Origin of the sequence: Janthinobacterium sp. SUN118 (genome assembly GCF_030397695.1) — a bacterium.
GTDB lineage: Bacteria > Pseudomonadota > Gammaproteobacteria > Burkholderiales > Burkholderiaceae_D > Janthinobacterium.
This window is the reverse complement of record NZ_JAPUBV010000001.1, coordinates 3162699-3182765: the sequence shown is the minus strand read 5'-3', so window position 1 is coordinate 3182765 and position 20067 is coordinate 3162699. Positions and strand designations below refer to the sequence as shown.

At 60.0% G+C, this 20067-nt stretch carries 2 protein-coding genes; both read left to right on the top strand.

What is annotated here, in order from left to right; translation table 11 throughout:
* Positions 1-131: 131 nt before the first annotated feature.
* The gene (locus tag O0880_RS14185; protein ID WP_289887040.1) at positions 132-19571 is read left to right on the top strand and encodes a hemagglutinin repeat-containing protein; all 19440 of its coding nucleotides are present in this window, start codon (positions 132-134) and stop codon (positions 19569-19571) included.
* Positions 19568-20020 carry a hypothetical protein gene (locus O0880_RS14180; RefSeq protein ID WP_289887039.1) on the top strand — a complete coding sequence of 151 codons (453 nt, stop codon included), beginning with the start codon at positions 19568-19570 and terminating at the stop codon, positions 20018-20020. Before O0880_RS14185 ends, O0880_RS14180 begins: the two co-directional genes overlap by 4 nt.
* Positions 20021-20067: the final 47 nt, after the last annotated feature.

Genomic DNA, 20067 nt, shown 5'->3' with positions numbered 1-20067 from the left:
TGGCGGCCACGGCCGGCAACCTGGTGCTGCAAGCGAATGGCTGGCTGAGCAACAGCGGCAACATCCAGTCGGCCGGCGCGGGCAGCCAGACCAGTATTGCGGTGACGGGCGACGTGGCCAACAGCGGCACCGTGTATGCGGGCGGCGACAGCCAGGTGCAGGCGCAGGGCAATATCGCCAATAGCGGCGTCATCGGCGCCCAGGGCAATGTCGGCGTGCACGCCACGGGCGCCGCTGCACGTGTCGATGCGGGGGAAGGTTCCGTGCTGGCGGCAGGTCTCAAGCTGGATAACACCGTGTCCGGCAGCGGCAAGCTGAACGTTTCTGCCGGCGGTACCATTGCCGTGCATGGCACAGCCGTGGCAGCCGGCGACAGCGGCCTGTCCGCGCGCCATCTTGATCTTGCCAATGCGCAAGTGTCGGGCGCGAATGTCAGCCTGGGCGCCAGTGCTGGCGACCTCGACGCCAGCCGCGCGCAAGTGAGTGCCCGTGAGCGCCTGCAATTGGATGCGGCACACACCGTGCGCAGCGATGCGGCGCAGCTGACAGGCCAGCAACTGGCCGTCAGCGCCCACGACCTGTCAAATGTGGGCGGCCAGCTCACGCAGCTGGGCAGCGGCGATCTCGCCATCAGCTTGCCGGGCGCGCTGGACAATACGCGCGGCATCATCGCCACGAATAGCCAGGCGCTGCGCCTGCAGGCGGGCAGCCTGAGCAACCAGGACGGCCAAATCCAGCACGCGGGCACGGGCGCGCTGGAGATCGGCGCGGCGCACGTCAACTTGCAGCGCGGCAGTATCGTCAGCAATGGCGCGCTGGCGCTGACGGGCGAGCATATCGACCACCATGATGCCCGCACGGTTGCGGGGCAATTGAGCATAGACGCCGGCAGCCTCGATAACCGGGGCAGCTCCCTGGCGCAGAGCGGCCAGGGAGCTGCCCGCGTGCAACTGCGCGGCGGGCTGGACAACCGGGGTGGTGCGCTGGAAAGCAATGGCGCGCTGACGCTGCAAGCGACTTCTGTGCAAAATCAGAAAGGTCGCATCGTTGCCGGGGGCGACCTTGCGTTGAGCACGGGCGGCCTGGACAATACCGAGGCGACCCTGGCGGCGGGTGGCAAGCTGCGTCTGGACAGCGGCGACGTCGACAATACGCGTGGCCAGGTCCAGGCGCTGGCGGGCGATGCCAGCCTGTCGGTGGCAAAGCTGAATAATACGGCCGGCAGCGTGTTTGCCGGCGGCAACCTGGCCACCCAGGCCAGCGAAGTGCTTAACAGCGGCAACCTGTATGCGGCCGGCAACCAGACGCTGCAGGTGAGCGGCGCCGTCAGCAACAGCGGCGTCATTGCCGCGCAGGGCGATAACCGCATCGACGCCAGCCGCATCGACAGCACGGCTGGCAGCTTGCTGGGCGCCGGCATCCGCGCCGACGGCAGCCTGGCTGGCAGCGGGCAGTTGGCGCTGACGGCCACGCAAGCGATCGGCGCCCATGGTCAGAACCTGGCCGCTGGCAAGACCAGCATGCAAGCGACCGCCATCGACCTGAGCGGCAGCCAGACGGGCGGCGCGGCCATTGCGCTCAATGCCAGCACCGGCCATGTCATCACCGATAACGCGCTGGTGACCACCACCGGCCTGCTGTCCGTGGCGGCGACCGGCAGCAGCCAGGCCCTGTCGAACGTGCGCGGGACGTTGAGTGCGGGCCAGCTGGATATCACAACGGGATCGCTCGACAATCGCGGCGGCACCCTGATTCAGACGGGCAATGGCGACACGGCACTGCAAGGCAGCACCGTGGACAACACGGGCGGACGCATCGCCGTCAACAGCGCCAAGCTGACGCTGACTGCGGACCATGTGATCAACCGCGATGGCAGCATCGAACACGCGGGCACGGGCAGCTTGCACATAGAAGCAGGGCGCTTCGATGACGAGCGCGGCAAGGTGACGGGCAACGGCCTGGTGGATATCCAGTCGGAAACGATCGACCACCGCCATGCAGTCACTTCCGGGCAGCAGGTCACCGTGCAGGCTGGCCAGCTGGACAATAGCGACGGCACCCTGCAGCAGACGGGGCCAGGACAGATGCGCGTGGACGTGGCGCAGGCACTGGACAATACGCGCGGCAGCATTGCCGGCAATGGCGGCCTGCAAGTACAAGCAGGCGTGCTTGACAACAGCAAGGGACGCATCATGTCGGCTGCATCGGCCGATATTGCCAGCAAGGGTGCGCTGAATAATACGGATGGCGTGATTGCCGCCACGCAAGAGCTACAGTTGGCGGGGGCAGGAGTCGACAACACGCGTGGTGTGTTGCAAGCGAACAATTTACGTCTCGACACAGCGACCTTGCTGAACCAGCAGGGGACAGTGAGTGCCGGTACGGATCTGACGGCGCGCACCAGCGGCGAACTGAACAATGCCGGCCTGCTGTATGCGGGCCGCAACCAGCAACTGACGGTGGGCGGTACGCTGAACAACAGCGGCTCCATCGCCTCCGTTGGCAACACTACTATTTCTGCTGGCAAAGTCACCAGCAGCGGTTTGCTGGGCGCCGGCGTGAAAGCGGACGGCAGCCTGGGTACGGCAGGCGATCTGACAGTCAATGCAGATGGCGTGCTGCAAGCGAGCGGGCAGAACCTGGCGGCAGGCAGTGCGACGCTGACGGGTTCCAGCGTGGATCTGTCGGGTAGCCAGACGGGCGCGGCGAATATCGCCATCACTGCGCGCAGCGGCTATATCATGACCAACAAAGCCGTTATCTCGGCCAGCAATCTGCTGGCCATCACGGCCAATGCGGCCAACGGCCAGTCACTGGTGAATAGCCAGGGCCAGCTGGTGGGCGGACAGTTGCAGCTGAATGTGGCCAATGTGGACAACGCCAGCGGCGAGATCGTGCAGACGGGTACCGGCGACACGGTCATCACCACGAACAAGCTGGACAACACGGCCGGGCGCATCGCCGTCAACAGCGCCAACCTGGCCCTGAACGCGACGGTGTTGACGAACATCAATGGCAAGCTGGAGCACGCAGGTGCCGGCGTGCTGGCCATCAACGCGGGCCGGTTCGACAACCAGCACGGCAACATCACGGGCAATGGCAAGCTCGACATCACGGCAGCCACCTTCGATCACCGCAATGCCACGACGATAGCGAATCAGCTGACCGTCAATGCCGGCAGCCTGGACAACCGCGCCGGCAACCTGGCGCAGACGGGCAGTGGCTTGATGCGCGTCAATGCTGCTGGCTTGCTGGACAATACGGGCGGCAAGATCGAAGGCAATGGCGATGCGCTGCTGAAGGCAAGCACTTTGCTGAACAGCGCTGGCCGCATCGTGGCGGCGCAGGATGCCGCGTTGAACGTCGCTAGCCTGGACAATACGGACGGTACGGTGGCCGCCGGCCGCAATCTGGCATTGAGCGGTGGCGACATCGACAATACCAAGGGGCAGCTGCAGGCCGTCGTTGGCGATGCGACCTTGACCATCGGTAAATTGAACAATGCAGCGGGCAGCGTATTTGCTGGCGCCAACCTGAACACCACGCTCGATAGTTTAAGCAACACGGGCAGCCTGTATGCGGCTGGGAATCAATCCCTTGCCGCAACAGGTACAGTGACAAACACAGGCGTCATCGCGGCGCAGGGCAATACCAGCCTCATGGCGAATGGCCTCGACAGCAGCGCTAGCAGCCTCATCGGTGCTGGCATCCAGGCTGATGGCAAGCTGGGCACGGCTGGCGACCTGGCGATCAGCACCACGCAAACGCTGGCCGCGCACGGCCAGGTACTGGCGGCGGGCAATGCGAACTTGACGGGTGCCAATGTTGATATCGCTGGCAGCCAGACCGGTGCCGCCAACATCGGCTTGACAGCCACAACGGGCGACGTCAGCACGAACAAGGCGGTCGTCACGACGCCAGGCGCGTTGAATGTGACGACCAGCGCGACCCTGCACAACACGGAAGGTACCTTGCAGGCGGGCCAGCTAGACCTGCATGTGGGCAATCTGGACAATGCCAAGGGCACTATCTTGCAGACGGGCACGGGTGATACGAGCATCGTTACCGGCAATCTGGACAATACAGCTGGGCGCATCGCCGTCAACAGCGCGAATGTGACCGTCGATGCGGCCACGCTGACGAACCGCGATGGCAAGATCGAACATGCGGGTACGAGTATCTTGAATCTGCAAGCAGGCGTGCTGGACAACAGCAAGGGCCGCATCACCTCGGCGGCTGCGGCTTCTGTCGTCAGCAAGGGCACGCTGAACAATAGCGATGGCGTGATCGCCGCAACCACCGGCCTGCAGGTCGACGGCATTGCACTGGATAACACGCGGGGGGTATTGCAGGCGAGCGTAGGAAACTTGACTCTGGATGCAAGCAGTCTGCTGAACCAGCAAGGCACGGTCAGCGCAGGTACTGACCTGACCGCCAAGGTCGGTGGCGATGTGAACAACGCCGGTTTGCTGTATGCGGGCCGCAATCAGCAACTGACGGTGGGCGGTGCGCTGAACAACAGCGGCTCCATCGCCTCCGTTGGCAATACGACTATTGCCGCTGGTAAAGTCACCAGCAGCGGTTTGCTGGGTGCCGGCGTGCAGGTCGATGGCAGCCTGGGGGCGGCGGGCGATTTGACCATCAACGCCGATGGCGTGTTGCAAGCGAGCGGACAGAATCTGGCGGCGGGCAGCGTCGTGCTGGTGGGGGACAGCGTGGACTTGTCGGGCAGCCAGACGGGCGCAGCGAATATCGCCATCACCGCGCGCAGCGGTGACGTACTAACGAACAAGGCAGTGATTTCCGCCAGCAATCTGCTGGCCATTACCGCCAACGCGACTAATGCCCAGTCACTGGTGAATAGCCAGGGCCAGCTGGTGGGCGGACAGTTGCAGCTGAATGTGGCCAAGCTGGACAACGCCAGCGGCGAGATCGTGCAGACGGGCACGGGCGACACCGTCATCACCACGAACAAGCTGGACAACACGGCCGGCCGCATCGCCGTCAACAGCGCCAACTTGGCCTTGAACGCGACGGTGTTGACGAATATCAATGGCAAGCTGGAGCACGCGGGTGCCGGCGTGCTGGCCATCAACGCGGGCCGGTTCGACAACCAGCACGGCAAGATCACGGGCAATGGCAAGCTCGACATCATGGCTACCGCCCTGGATCACCGCAATGCCACGACCGTAGCGAATCAGCTGACCGTCAATGCCGGCAGCCTGGATAACCGCAGCGGCAGTCTGGCTCAGACGGGCAACGGCTTGATGCGCGTCAATGCTGCTGGCTTGCTGGACAATACGGGCGGCAAGATCGAAGGCAATGGCGATGCGCTGCTGAAGGCAAACACTTTGCTGAACAGCGCTGGCCGCATCGTGGCGGCGCAGGATGCCGCGTTGAGCGTCGCTAGCCTGGACAATACGGAAGGCACGGTGGCCACCGGCCGCAATCTGGCATTGAGCGGTGGCGATATCGACAATACCAAGGGGCAGCTGCAGGCCGTCGTTGGCAATGCGACCTTGACTGTCGGTAAATTGAATAATGCAGCTGGCAGCGTATTTGCTGGCGGCAACCTGAACACCACGCTCGATAGTTTAAGCAACACGGGCAGCCTGTATGCGGCCGGAAATCAATCCCTTGCCGCAACAGGTACAGTGACGAACACAGGCGTCATTGCGGCGCAGGGCAATACCAGCCTCACGGCGAATGACCTCGACAGCAGCGCTAGCAGCCTCATCGGCGCCGGCATGCAGGCCGATGGCAAGCTGGGCACGACTGGCGACCTGGCGATCAGCACCACGCAAACGCTGGCCGCGCACGGCCAGGTGCTGGCGGCCGGCAATGCGAACTTGACGGGTGCCAATGTTGATATCGCTGGCAGCCAGACCGGTGCCGCCAACATCGGCCTGGCGGCAATACAGGGCGATGTCAGCACGAATAAAGCCGTGGTGACGACGTCGGGTACATTGAACGTCACGAGCAACGCCACCTTGCACAACACGGAAGGCACAGTGCAGGCAGGCCAGCTCGACCTGCATGTGGGCAATCTGGACAACGCCAAGGGCACTATCTTGCAGACGGGTTCCGGCGACACGCGCATCGTCACCGGCAATCTGGACAACACAGCGGGCCGCATCGCCGTCAACAGCAAGAACCTGCACATCGACGCTGCTAGCGCCACGAACAAGGACGGCAAGATCGAGCATGCGGGCACGGGCGTCCTGACGCTGCAGGCGGGCGTGTTGGACAATAGCAAGGGCCGCATCACGTCCGCCGCATCGGCCGACATCGCCAGCAAGGGTACGCTGAACAATACCGATGGCGTGATGGCAGCGACTGCCAACTTGCATGTGGGCGGTGTGAATATCGACAACACGCGCGGCGTATTGCAGGCGGACAATTTGCGTCTGGATGCCGCTACCTTGCTGAACCAGCAAGGCACGGTGAGCGCCGGCACGGACTTGACGGCGAAAGTGAGCGCTGATCTGAATAATGCGGGCCTGCTGTATGCGGGCCGCAATCAGCAACTGACGGCCGGTGGATTGCTGACCAATCGCGGCTCCATTGCTTCCGTCAACAACACCCATATTACGGCTGGCAAAGTGACCAGCAGCGGCTTGCTGGGTGCCGGCGTGCAAGCGGACGGCAGCCTGGGTACGGCGGGCGATCTGACCATCAATGCCGATGGCGTGCTGCAAGCGAGCGGGCAGAACCTGGCGGCAGGCAGTGCGACGCTGACGGGTTCCAGCGTGGATCTGTCGGGTAGCCAGGCGGGCGCAGCGAATATCGCCATCACCGCGCGCAGCGGTGACGTACTAACGAACAAGGCGGTGATTTCCGCCAGCAATCTGCTGGCCATCACGGCCAACGCAAACAACGCCCAATCACTGGTGAACAGCCAGGGACAACTGGTGGCCGGTCAGTTGCAGCTGAACGTCGCCAATCTGGACAACGCCAGCGGCGAGATCGTCCAGACGGGTACCGGCGACACCGTCATTACCACGGGCAAGCTGGACAACACGGGCGGGCGCATCGCCGTCAACAGCGCCAACCTGGCCCTGAACGCGACGGTGTTGACGAACATCAATGGCAAGCTGGAGCACGCGGGTGCCGGCGTGCTGGCCATCAACGCGGGCCGGTTCGACAACCAGCACGGCAAGATCACGGGCAATGGCAAGCTCGACATCACGGCAGCCACCTTCGACCACCGCAATGCGACGACGATGGCGAATCAGTTGACCATCAACGCTGGCAACCTGGACAACCGCAGCGGCAGCCTGGCACAGGCGGGCGCCGGACGGATGACGGTGAACGCCACTGGTCAACTGGACAATACGGGCGGCAAGATCGAAGGCAATGGCGATGCGCTGGTGAAGGCAAGCACTTTGCTGAACAACGCTGGCCGCATCGTGGCGGCGCAGGATGCCGAGCTTACAGTCGGTAGCCTGGACAACACGGAAGGCACGGTGGCGGCAGGACGTCATCTGCAGCTGTCCGGTGGCGATATCGACAATACCAAGGGCCAATTGCAGGCCGTGGCCGGCAACGCCACCCTGAATGTGGCGAACTTGAACAATACCGCAGGCAACGTGTTTGCCGGCGCCAACCTGAACGCGACACTGGCCAGCCTGAACAACACGGGCAGTCTGTATGCGGCCGGAAATCAATCCCTGACCGTAACAGGCGCCGTCGTGAACACGGGCGTCATCGCGGCACAGGGCAACAACAGCATCACGGCGAAAACCCTCGACAGCAGCGCAAGCAGCTTGCTCGGCGCCGGCATGCAGGCCGATGGCAAGCTGGGCACGGCTGGCGACCTGACGATCAACACCACGCAAGCGCTGGCCGTGCATGGCCAGAACCTGGCGGCGGGCAAGGCGGTCTTGACAGGCGTCAGCGTAGATTTGTCTGGCAGCCAGACCAGCGCGACCAGCATCGACCTGACGGCAACCCAGGGCGATGTCAGCACGATCAAGGCGGTGGTCACGACGCCAGGCGCGCTCAACATCACGACCAATGCGACCTTGCACAATACGGAAGGTACAGTGCAGGCTGGCCAGCTCGATCTGCACCTTGGCAATCTCGACAACGCCAAAGGTACTGTGATCCAGGCGGGCACGGGCGATACCGTCATCCAGACGGGCAAGTTGGACAACAACGGCGGGCGCATCGCCGTCAACAGCAATAACCTGGCCCTGGGCGCGGCCACCTTGACGAATGCGGGCGGCAAGATCGAGCATGCGGGCAGCGGCACCCTGGCCATCACGGCAGCCACCTTGCAGGGCGCCGGCGGCAGTATCATCGGCAATGGCGCCGTCGATCTGAAGGCTGGCCTGTTTGACCACGCCAACGCCACCACCACGGGACGGACCCTGAATGTACAGGCCGACAGCGTGAGCAACCGGGGTGGCCATTTGCTGCAGACGGGCGAGGGCGGCATGACGGTTGCCGTCACGGGCCAGCTCGACAATACGAGTGGCGAGATTGCAGGCAATGGCGCGCTGTCGGTGCAGATTGGCAGCCTGGACAACACCAAAGGCAAGATCACCTCGGCAACGTCCGCCGACATCGCCAGCACTGGCGCGCTCGTCAATATCGACGGCGTGATCGCGGCGGCGACGGATCTGCACCTAGGCGGCACCATCGACAATACGCGCGGCCTGCTGCAGGCAGGCACCGGCGCCTTGAACCTGGACGCGGCCAGCGTGCGCAATGCGCAGGGCACGCTCAGCGCGGGCACGGATATCACGGCCAAGGTCAGTGGCGACGTGCTGAACGCGGGCGTGCTGTATGCCGGGCGCAACCAGACCCTGGACATCGGCGGCGTGCTCAGCAATACGGGTTCGCTGGCCGCCTTGGGCAATACGACGATCACGGCAGGCAGTCTGAGTGGTAATGGGCTTTTGGCGGCAGGCATGCGCGCCGATGGCAGCTTTGCCGCTGCCGGTGACCTGACGGTGACGGCTCGAGGCGCCTTGCAAGCTGCTGGCCAGAACATGGCGGCCGGCCAGCTGCAACTGACGGGTGCATCGGTCGACGTGGGCAGTGGCCAGACCAGCGCGGCCAACATCGGCTTGACGGCCTTGGCGGGCAATGTGACGACCAGCAAGGCCGTCGTGTCGACCAATGGCTTGCTCGCCATCACGGCCAATGCCGCCAATGGCCAGGCATTGGTGAACCAGGGCGGCAGCCTGAGCGCTGGACAACTGTCCCTGCGCGTGGCCAATCTGGACAATGCCAGGGGTACGCTGATACAGACGGGTGCTGGCGACACCGTCATCGAGACGGATACGCTGGACAATACAGGCGGGCGCATCGCCGTCAACAGCGCCAAGCTGCGCCTGCAGGCGGGCGACTTGACGAATGTGGATGGCAAGATCGAGCACGCAGGCAAGGGTGTGCTGGACATCCGCGCCACGAATCTGTACGGCCAGCGGGGCCAGCTCACGGGCAATGGCGCGCTGCAGGTGGCGGCAGCTTACATCGATCACCGCAATGCCAGCCTGCTGGCGCAGCAGGTGGGCGTGTCCGCCGGCAGCCTGGACAATCGCCAGGGGCAGATCACGCAGCTGGGCACGAGTGCGGCAACGATACAGGCCAGCACGCGTCTGGACAATAGTGGCGGCAAGATCGAGGCGAATGGCAATGTGCGTGTGGAAACGGGTGAATTGCTGAACGACCATGGTCGTATCGCGTCTGCGCAAGATGTCAGCGTGGCAGCGACGGGCAAGCTGGACAATTCCAGCGGCGTGATCGTTGCCGGCCGCGATTTGACCGTAGCTGGCGGCAAGGTGGACAACACCCTGGGCCAGTTGCAATCCGCGGGCGGCAATGCGCAATTGACGATGGACGAGTTGCTCAATGAACAGGGCAGCATCGTTGCCAGCGGCAATCTGACGACGACGGCGGGCAGCGTGCGCAACAGCGGCAGCCTGTTTGCCGGCGGCGAGCAAGTGCTGAAGGTGAGTGGGGCGCTGGAAAATGCCGGTGTGATTCTGGCCCAGGGCAACAACACCATCAGCGCCAATAGCGTCAACAGCGGCGCAGCTAGTTTGATCGGCGCGGGCGTGAAAGCCGATGGCAGCTTGCAAACGAGCGGCAATCTGCAGGTCACGACGATGCAGGCATTGGGTGCCCATGGGCAAGTGCTGGCTGCTGGCAATGCCGTCCTGAGCGGCGGCAGTGTCGACCTGGGCGGCAGCCGCAGCAGCGCTGGCAATATCAGCCTCACGGCGACAATTGGTGATGTCAGCACCAGCGGCGCCGTCGTCACCACGCCGGGCGCCTTGACGATCACATCTGGACAGGCCGGCTGGAACAACCAGCGCGGCGATGTCAGCGCCGGCCAACTGGCTGTTGGCGTTGGCAACCTGAACAACCAGCAAGGCAGCATCGTGCAGACGGGCACGGGCAACACCGTCATCGAGCTGACATCGCCAGCAGGCGTGCTGGACAACACGGGCGGGCGCATCGCCGTCAACAGCGCCAACCTGGGCCTGAAGGCGGGTACGCTGACGAATACGGATGGCAAGATCGAACATGCGGGCAGCGGCACCTTGAGCTTGCAGGCCGCGCAGTTGAACGACCAGCGTGGACAGATCACGGGCAATGGCGCGCTGGTCGTGACGGCCGGCACCATCGACCACCGCAACGCCAGCACCATCGCACAGCAAATCAGCGTGACGGGCGCGACCCTGGACAATGGCGGCGGCAACCTGACGCAGCTGGGCAAGGGCGATACCAGCATTCAACTGATTACCAGCCTGGACAATCACGGCGGCACGATTGCCAGCAACGGCAACACGACGATTGTTGCACCGACCCTCAACAACCAGGGCGGCAAGCTGCAGGCGGCCGGCACGGCCAATCTGACGGTGACGGCAAACAATGTGCTCGACAACAGCCATGGAGGCGCCATCGCCGGTGGCGGCAATGTCGTGCTGGGCGCAGGAAATCTGCTGAACCAGGGAGGCAGCGCCACGGCGGGCGGGCAGCTGACGGCGAACGTGGCGCAGGCATTGAACAATGCGGGTGGCTTGCTGGCCGCCACGGGCAATATGACCGTGAACGCGGCCAGCGTCGACAACAGCGCCGGCGGCAAGCTGGCCTCGGTACAGGGCCAGTTGCAGGTGATCTCTACCGGCGCGACTGTCAACAATGGCGGCACCATGCAAGCGGGTGGCGACATCATCCTGCGCAATAGCGGCCTGTGGAACGGGCAAGGTACCATTGCCGGTGCGAACGTCACGCTCGACACGCACGGCCAAGTCTTCAACAACACCCAGGGCACCCTGGCGGGCGCAGGAACCGTCAATTTGCAGACGGGCATCCTGGACAATGATGGCGGCTTGCTGCAGTCGGGCGGCGCCATGAACATTGATACGCACGGTAATGCCTTGCTGAACACCAATGCGGGCGCGTATGCGGTGCGCCATCCGGGCAGCGCTGGCGGCATCAGCAGTGGCGCCGGCCTCAGCCTGCACACGGGCAGCTGGAACAATGCGGGCGGCTATCTGGGCGCCGCGGGCAACGTCACGGGCAGCGTGGGCCAGCTGGACAATCGTAGCGGCCAGATCGTTGGCAAGTCGGCGCTGGACCTGACTCTGAGCGGCTTGCAGAACCAGGGCGGGCAAATCCAGGTGCTGGGCAATCTCGGTCTGAACGCCGGTGGCGGCAGCGTCAACAATCAGCAAGGCTTGATCCGTTCCGGCGCCGCCGTCACGGTGACGGGTGGCGCCATCGACAATGCCAGCACCCTGGGCGCGAACCAGGGCATCGAAGGCATCCATGTGACCCTGAACAGCGCCAATGTCAGCAATGTGCAGGGCGCGGTGCGCGCCGACGGCAACCTGGCGATCAACAGCGCAGGCATTATCAACAACACACTGGGCATGCTCAGCGCTGGCGGCGCGCTGGCGCTGCAGGACACCGGTCCCGGCCGTGGATTGGCCGTGACCAATACGGCTGGCACCATGATCGGCGGCTTGCGTACCGACATCCGCGCGGGCAGCTTGAGCGGCGACGGCAAGGTGCTGTCACAACAAGATATGGCGCTGGACCTGGCCGGCAACTTTACGCTGAACGCGGGCGCCGAGATCATGGCCAACCGCAATGCGGATATCACCATCGGCGGGCAGCTGGCCAATGCCGGCAAGATCCAGGCGCTCAGCATGCTGACCCTGGGCGCGGCCAATTTCGACAATACGAGCACGGGCGACATCAACGCAGGCACGACGCGCGTCAACGTCGGCGGCGTATTGAACAACCGCGGCGTGATCGACGGCATCAGTACGCAACTGAACGTCGGCACGCTGAACAACATGGGCACGGGCCGCATCTATGGCGACCATCTGAGCATCGGTGGCGCTACCGTCAACAATGACATGGAAGGCGGCGTGGCGGCCACCATCGCCGCCCGCGAGCGCCTCGATATCGGTGCAACGACGTTAAACAATAGTGATCATGGATTGATTTTCAGCGGCGGCGACATGGCCATTGGCGGCTATCTGGATGCCAACCGCATTGCCACTGGCTGGGCTGGCTCGGTGACCAATGCCAGTGCGACGATCGAGGCGTTGGGGAATCTGGATTTGGCAGCTGGGCAGGTTAGAGTCTTGAATAAATATTTGGAATTTAATGTTGTAGAGGATGATTCAGCTGCAATTATCCTTCAATATCAACTTATCGGAAACGGAAATATCTACGACGCAGGAGATCCGAGGATTGTTGTGATTGGGAAAACCGGAGCACCTAGTCGATATGGGGAAAATCTATACACGCTATATACCGACGTTGGAATATTCATCGAATTTATTGCGCGATCTGTGAAGAAGATTACAAGCGAAAGCGTTGTTACTCGCTCAGATCCTGGCCGAATTATCGCAGGAAATAATATAAGAATAACTTCGAGCGCTATTGAAAATGATAATAGCCATATCATTGCCGGTGGTGCATTGGATATGGATAAGACTGTTTTAAAGAATACAACAACGCAAGGGCAAAAAACAGTGCGAGTGGTGGGCACTGCCAACATGTTTACCGCCCGTATGTACAACGAAATAAATAGGGGAACCGATGTTACACGGCTCCCAGATATAAATGAAATTCAGGTACTCCCCTCTACGTCTCCGAGCACCGCACGTAACGAGCAATTTTCGACACCCGCGGGGCAAGGTACCCGGCCGACCAATGCTATAGCAACTGGCGTCAGCACTGGGGCTGAGCGCATAGGAAATACCTCTGCAAGTATTAATGCGTCAACTGTTGTCTTGGGTTCGGTCGGGGTTGAAAGCTCCGGTGATGTGAGCGGTAAGGAAATTGGTGATGTGGATGGGAGAAGTACTATTCAGAAGGCTGATCGGGTTGGCAATCCATCCGGCAATGCAGCTGTTGGTGTGGTACCGACCAGCCAGCTCAATGCAGCGCAAGGTGTCACAGCCGATACTGCCTCCGAATTGAAGCATGCATCGACTGTGGCCGTAGGTTTTGTGGCAGGACAAAGCGCAGCGCTGGCTTCCGGTAGTAAAGGAATGGAAGGCAGCGCGCGCACGGGCGATGCGGCTCGCACCGTTGCCGTTGATGCTGTATCCGGCACGCGTGTTGATGCGGTCAGCAGCGCTGGTCAGCATGGCGCGGGAGTCGATGTAGCCTTGCTGTCTCGCTCGACGGTTGGTGCGACGAAGCTCGTGTCTGGCGGCAATGGGGCCGGCAGCGGCGCTCATGGTGGCGCCCTTGGCCAGGCTGGAGAGGTTGGGACGGTGAATTCTGCTCAGTTGAGTGGTGTTGCCGGCACCCATGCCAGCTTGCATACGGGCCTCGTTCCCGTCGCCGGGGCCGGCATTGCGGCAGATCAAGTGCAGGGCAAAGGCGGGCCGGGCGGTATTGCCGATGCCGGCACGCTTGGCCGGGCAGGCGAGATCGCAACGCTGGCGTCGACTGCACTGGCGGGTGTCAACGGCGCCCAAGCAAGCGCCGCAACCGGATTGAACCCGCTGCAAGACGTGGCCATCGCTGCCTCGACAGGCAGCGCGGCACACGCCGGCGCTGCCAGTGGCATGGGACAGGTGCGCATGAATGGCATTACTCAGGTGAAACTGGGTAATCCTTCGACGCGTGCACAGGTGGTTCGCACAACAGGCTCAACCCTTCAGGTTCCGAACGCCAGCCTGTATCAGATCAGCTCTGCGCCATCGTCGCGCTATCTGGTGGAAACCGATCCCCGCTTTGCCAGTTACCGGGAATGGACGGGATCCGACTATTTGCTCAATCAAGTTAAAAACGATCCATCCGTGACGCAAAAGCGCCTGGGCGACGGCTTCTACGAACAGCGCCTGGTGCGCGAACAAGTAGCCGCGCTGACGGGACAGCGTTTCGTGGGTGACTACAGCAACGACGAACAGCAGTACAAGGCATTGATGGATCAGGGCATTGCGTTTGCCAAGCAATGGGACCTTCGTCCCGGTATTGCGTTGACGGCGGAGCAAATGGCGGGGCTGACCAGCGATATTGTCTGGCTGGTCGAGCAGGAAGTCGTGCTAGCGGATGGCAGCACGCAGAAGGTGTTGACTCCGCAAGTGTATGTGCGCGTGCGTGAGGGCGACATTGATGGCCAGGGCGGATTGTTGGCCGGCAAGGAGGTCAATCTGAATCTCGAAGGCGATTTGACCAATAGCGGTACGATTGCTGGGCGCACGATCGTCAAGTTGAACGCGGAAAATATCGAAAACCTGGGCGGGCGCATTACTGGCGATGCCATTTCCGCCCATGCCAGAAATGACCTGAACAATATCAGCGGTACCATTTCAGCCAATAGCGGGCTGCAAGTCAGTGCTGGCCGGGATATTAACGTGAAGACGTCTTCACTGACCTCCAGTAGCGATAATGGCAAGAGCAGTCTGAGTAGTACCAGCCTTGATCGGTTAGCCGGGCTTTACGTAACGGATAGCGGTAGTGGAACAGGAGGTAATCTGCTCGTATCTGCTGGTCGCGATGTCAATATCGCGGGTGCATCCATCGTCAATACGGTTGCTGGCGGTGGTGTGGGCATTGCCGCTGGCCGGGATATCGCCGTTACTACGGTAAGTAGTGGTCGGGATCAGCGACTGCAAGTTTATGGAGATGGCTACGCCACTAATTCGTCCGTACAGCAAAATATTAGCGATATATCATCGGCAGGCGATATCCAGTTGAGTGCTGGTGACAGTATTCAGTTGAAGGCGGCAAATATTCAGGCTGCAGAGACGTTGCGGTTGTCGGCCGAACGCAATATTGATATTTCTATGGTACTTGATAAAGAGACGCATCGCAGCTGGGATGGCGTGAACTCCGGAAAAAGTGCCAGCCAAAGTAGCGAACTTGGCGGTAAGCAGATCGTCATGATGGCTGGCAATGATATTAATAATGTTGGCAGTCAGGTGATAGCGACTGACAAGCTCATTGCCAGTGCGGGACGCGACATCAATGTGGTCACGACCACGGTCAGCGATGCAAGCACGAAAGGGGCGGGTAATAGCGAAACCAGTACCACTGTTGAAAAGGTGGCGGGCCTGTATGTGACTGGCACGGGCGAAGGCAATACGCTGATCGCCCAGGCGGGGCGTGATCTGACGCTGACCGGCGGCGTCATCGCCAATGCCGGCGTGAATGGCCAGACTAGCTTGGTCGCAGGCAATAACCTGACCCTCAATACCGTCACCGTCGCGTCGAAGCACGATGAAGTGCGCAACGCGGACAATTACCGCAAAGAAAGCAAGACGGTCGAAGTGGGGAGCCAGATCATCGGCGCCGGCAATGTCAATTTGCAGGCAGGAAATGATTTGCTGGCGCGCGCGGCCGATGTGCAGGCGGGCGGGGCGCTAGCATTGGTGGCGGGCAATGACATCAGCCTGCTCAATGGCGTGGCCACCGACAGCCTGGATGTGGCAAGCAAGGTCAAGAAGAGCGGTACTTTCTCCAGCAAAACGACGACCACGCACGATCTCGTGCAGACCAGCACGGCGCTGGGGACTTCATTGACGGGCAATACCGTCGATATCGTTGCCGGGCATGACCTGAAGGTGGCGGGTTCATCGGTACTTGCGCACGAGGCCGCCAATTTAATGGCAAAAAACGATATCAGTATCGAATCCGTCGGACTGGACGGCAAGGAGATTCACTCCAAGCAAGTCAAGAAGAGCGGTACCTTTGGCCTGAGCAAGTCGCTGACCAGCCAGGCCGACGATGGGCGCACCGTTACCCAGGCTGGCAGCGCCGTCAGTGGCGGCAGTGTGACGATGGTGGGCGGACGCGACGTCGCCATCAAGGGCAGCACGGTGGTGGCCGATGGCAATATTGACTTGACCGCCTTGCGCAACCTGAGCATCGTCAGTGCCGAGAATGACAAGGACACGACGTCGAGCAGCTACAGCAAGAAGTCCGGCTTTATCGGCAGCTTCACCCAGCCAGCTTTCGGCACGGTAAAAACCACCAGCGATGGCAAGAACACGGGCGTGGCGCAAGTGGGCAGCCAGATTGCCAGCCTGGGCGGCAATGTGTCGCTGCGCGCGGGCGAGACGTATACGCAGACGGCCAGCGAAGTACTAGCCACCGGCGCGGGTGCGAATGGCGGCTTGCCTGGCGATATCAGCATCGTGGGCAAGAATGTGCTGATCAAGGAGGCGTACAACAGCAATGCCAGCGAGCAGCACACGACCTTCAGCAAGGTGGCCCTTGGCGGCACGGTTAATGTGCCGATTGTCGATGCCGTAAAAAGCATCGGCAGCCTGGCAAAAGCAGCCGAACAAACGAAGGACTCGCGCATGCAGGCACTGGCGGCCGTGACTCTGGCATCGAAGGCCACGGATCTGGCTGGCATGGCTTCGAAGGGATTGACCAACACTGCTGGCATCAAGATCAGCGTCAGCCTGGGCAGCAGCAAGAGCGAAAGCGACATGCACCAGAGCAGCAGCACGGTGGTCGGCAGCGCGGTCAATGCTGCGGGCAACGTCAGCATCGTTGCGACCGGGGCAGGGGCGGACAGCGACTTGACGGTAGTTGGCAGCAAGATTGCTACAGGCGGCAATCTTACCTTGTTCGCCGACGACAAGATCAACCTGCTTGCGGCACAAAATACGGCGACGCAAACGAGCAAGAACAGCAGCAGCGGTTCCAGCATCGGCGTCGGCTATACCTTCGGCGGCGCGCAGAATGGCTTCAGCCTCGATATTGCGGCCAACCAGGCGCGCGGCAAGGCCGATGGCACGGACAATTACTACACCAACACCTATGTGACAGCAGGCAAGACCGCGACCGTCATCAGTGGTGGCGACACGACCTTGCAAGGCGCAATCCTGGCGGCGGACGCGGTCAAGGGCGCCATCGGCGGCAACCTGAACATTATCAGTCTGCAGGATACGAGTACCTACGCCAGCAAGAGCAGCAGCGCGGGCTTCAACATGAGCTTGTGTATTCCTCCTGCCTGCTATGGCGCCAGCAGCGTCGGTGGCAGCATCTCGAAGAACAAGGCCAAAGGTGACTTTGCCAGTGTCACCGAGCAAAGCGGCATCAAGGCGGGCGACGGCGGCTTCCAGATCAACGTCGCCGGCAATACCGATTTGCAGGCCGGCGTGATTGCCAGCAGCGGCAAGGCCATCACAGATGGCAAGAACTCGCTGATCACGGGCACCTTGACGACGAGCGAGCTGCAAAACAAGGACGAGCATTCGGCGAGCGGGTTCAGCTTGAGCGGATCGTTGGAAGCCAAAGTTGGGACGCAGAATACGGCGAGTACGCCGGAGAAAATCGCTGCAGCAAACAGCAAATCGGGGTCGAGTGGCTCTGCTGGATTTGGTAGCGTGTCAGGCAGCCAAGGAAGTACCACGACATCCGGGATTAGCGGCGGCGCGATCTTAATCAGTGACGCGCAGAAACAAGAAGCATTGACGGGCAAGACAACGGCAGAAATGTTGGCAGGTCTGAATCGTGATGTGAGCAGCGAAAAAGATAGTAGTGGGGCACTAAAGAAAGGCTGGGACGGCAAAAATCTGGAAAAAGAAGTGCAGGCGCAAGTGGCGATTACAGAAGCGTTCAGTAAGGCGGCCACTGCTGAAATCGGAAAATTTGCGAACGGAAAGCTGGACGAGGCCGACAAGCTGAAGAAGGCGGCAGCGGATGTGCCGGATGGGGCGCAACGTGAGGAGATGTACAAGCAAGCAGCCGAAATTGAGCATAACTGGAGTGAAGGAGGTTCCTCGCGTATATTGGCCAACGCGTTGGCTGGCGCCTTGGGGGGAGGGCTGGGTGGTGCGGTAGCAAGCGCTGGAGGGAGTAGCGTATCAGGCCTGCTTTACCATGCAAATATTCCTGAGTCCTTGAAGGCACTCTCCTATGAGCAACAAGCACGTGTGCAGAAACTTGCAACCGACGCCGGGTTCAATGAGTTCACGTCGAAGGAGGACTGGGAAGCACTGAGGCTTCTAACTAATCTGCGGTTTGACCCTGAGTCTCAAAATCTTCCCCAGAACGAGGTAAATCGTCGCATAGGAAACTACTTGAGTTTGCGTGGCGCGTCACCACAGCAAATTGCCGAAGTCACGGCCAATTTTGCAAATGCGGGGCTTTCTGCGGTTAACACTCCACGTACGCCGAATGTGGAGGTCAGACCGATGGGCAGTACAGATGCTCCTACCGGTGATGTTGAACATCAGTACACGGAGACTGGTTCTAAACAGGGTCCATTCTTGGGGACAGATATAATTGACAAGGGGACGCAAGGAGTAGGTGGTGTTTTGATTACTTTCGGCGATTACGTTGAAAGTAATATGGTTGCCAAATATACTTTGGAAACCCTCGATTTTGCTTCAGGCCCAATCATTTATGGGGTTCAAAAGATACCTGCAGTGGAAAAGCTGGTAGGACAGGCCACGGGCATCGTTGGTGGTTTTTTTGCCAATGGATTTGAAGAGGCCGGATATAATGGAGAGGCTGTTAAGAATGGAACCGTTGGCGCAACGAGTATTGCGGGGATCGGATTCGCTGGTTTTGCTGGGACCTTGAAGAAAATTGGTGGGATAGGTGAAATATTTAAAAATAGCAAAGTTCCTTCTATTGAAAAAAACATTGATGTCCCCGCAAAAGAATTGTTTAATGATCTAGAGGAAGTTGCGAAAAAAAAGGATAAAGTAGTAAGTAAACCTGTTGGTGAACTAGAAGTTGGATCATATGAAGAGTTGAGTAAGCGTGCAATTAAAGGTGATAACTTAGAACACGATCATATACCTTCTTTTGCAGCGTTGCGAATGGCGAAAGAGACTGAATTGAAACGCCCGCTAACAAAAATTGAAGCTGACAATCTTTATAAAAATGCCACTGTAATTGAGGTTCCACGTGAAGTCCATATCGATGGACGAACCTATGGCGGTAAGAATAATTTGGAAAAAATAACATTGGATGCTAACGATTTATGTGGGGCTGCCTGTAGGGATTTAAATGTTCATAGAGAAAACTTATTGAATAAAGGATATGATCCCGTAAATATTGATGCTGCAATTGATAAGGTTATTCAGAGAAATAAAGATATAGGAGTTACAAAATGAGAATTTCCATAAGTGAATGTATTTCTGCTTTGGGTGGCGCAGAAGATGGGATTTATTTTAAGCAGCTGAGAAGTTTTTTTAGCGATGTTCCTGAAGTGACTGAGGATCTTTCTAGTGATGATATTGGAAAGACCCGATATTATCAATTTAGGAAATCTGGTGTGGAATTTGGTTTTAGGGGTGGTAGTTTGAATCATATTCATTTTTATTTTTTGGGAAATGAAGAGTATTCTGCTTATAAAGGGTATTTGGATGACCTAGGAAGTGAGTCCGATGAGAATTTTGTTTTTGAAAAATTAGGCTGCCCATTGGAGTTCGGGGCGGCGCGAAAAGATCTTTTGTTGGGGGAAATTAGGAAGTGGGTGAGATATGATAAAGACAGTTTTGCTATTCATATTGAATTCTCCAATGATAATCATATTGCGCAAATGTCTATTTTTAGAACATAGAGGAGCTGGAGGAGTGAAGCTTGTGCAGGCGATCAGGTCGGCTATTT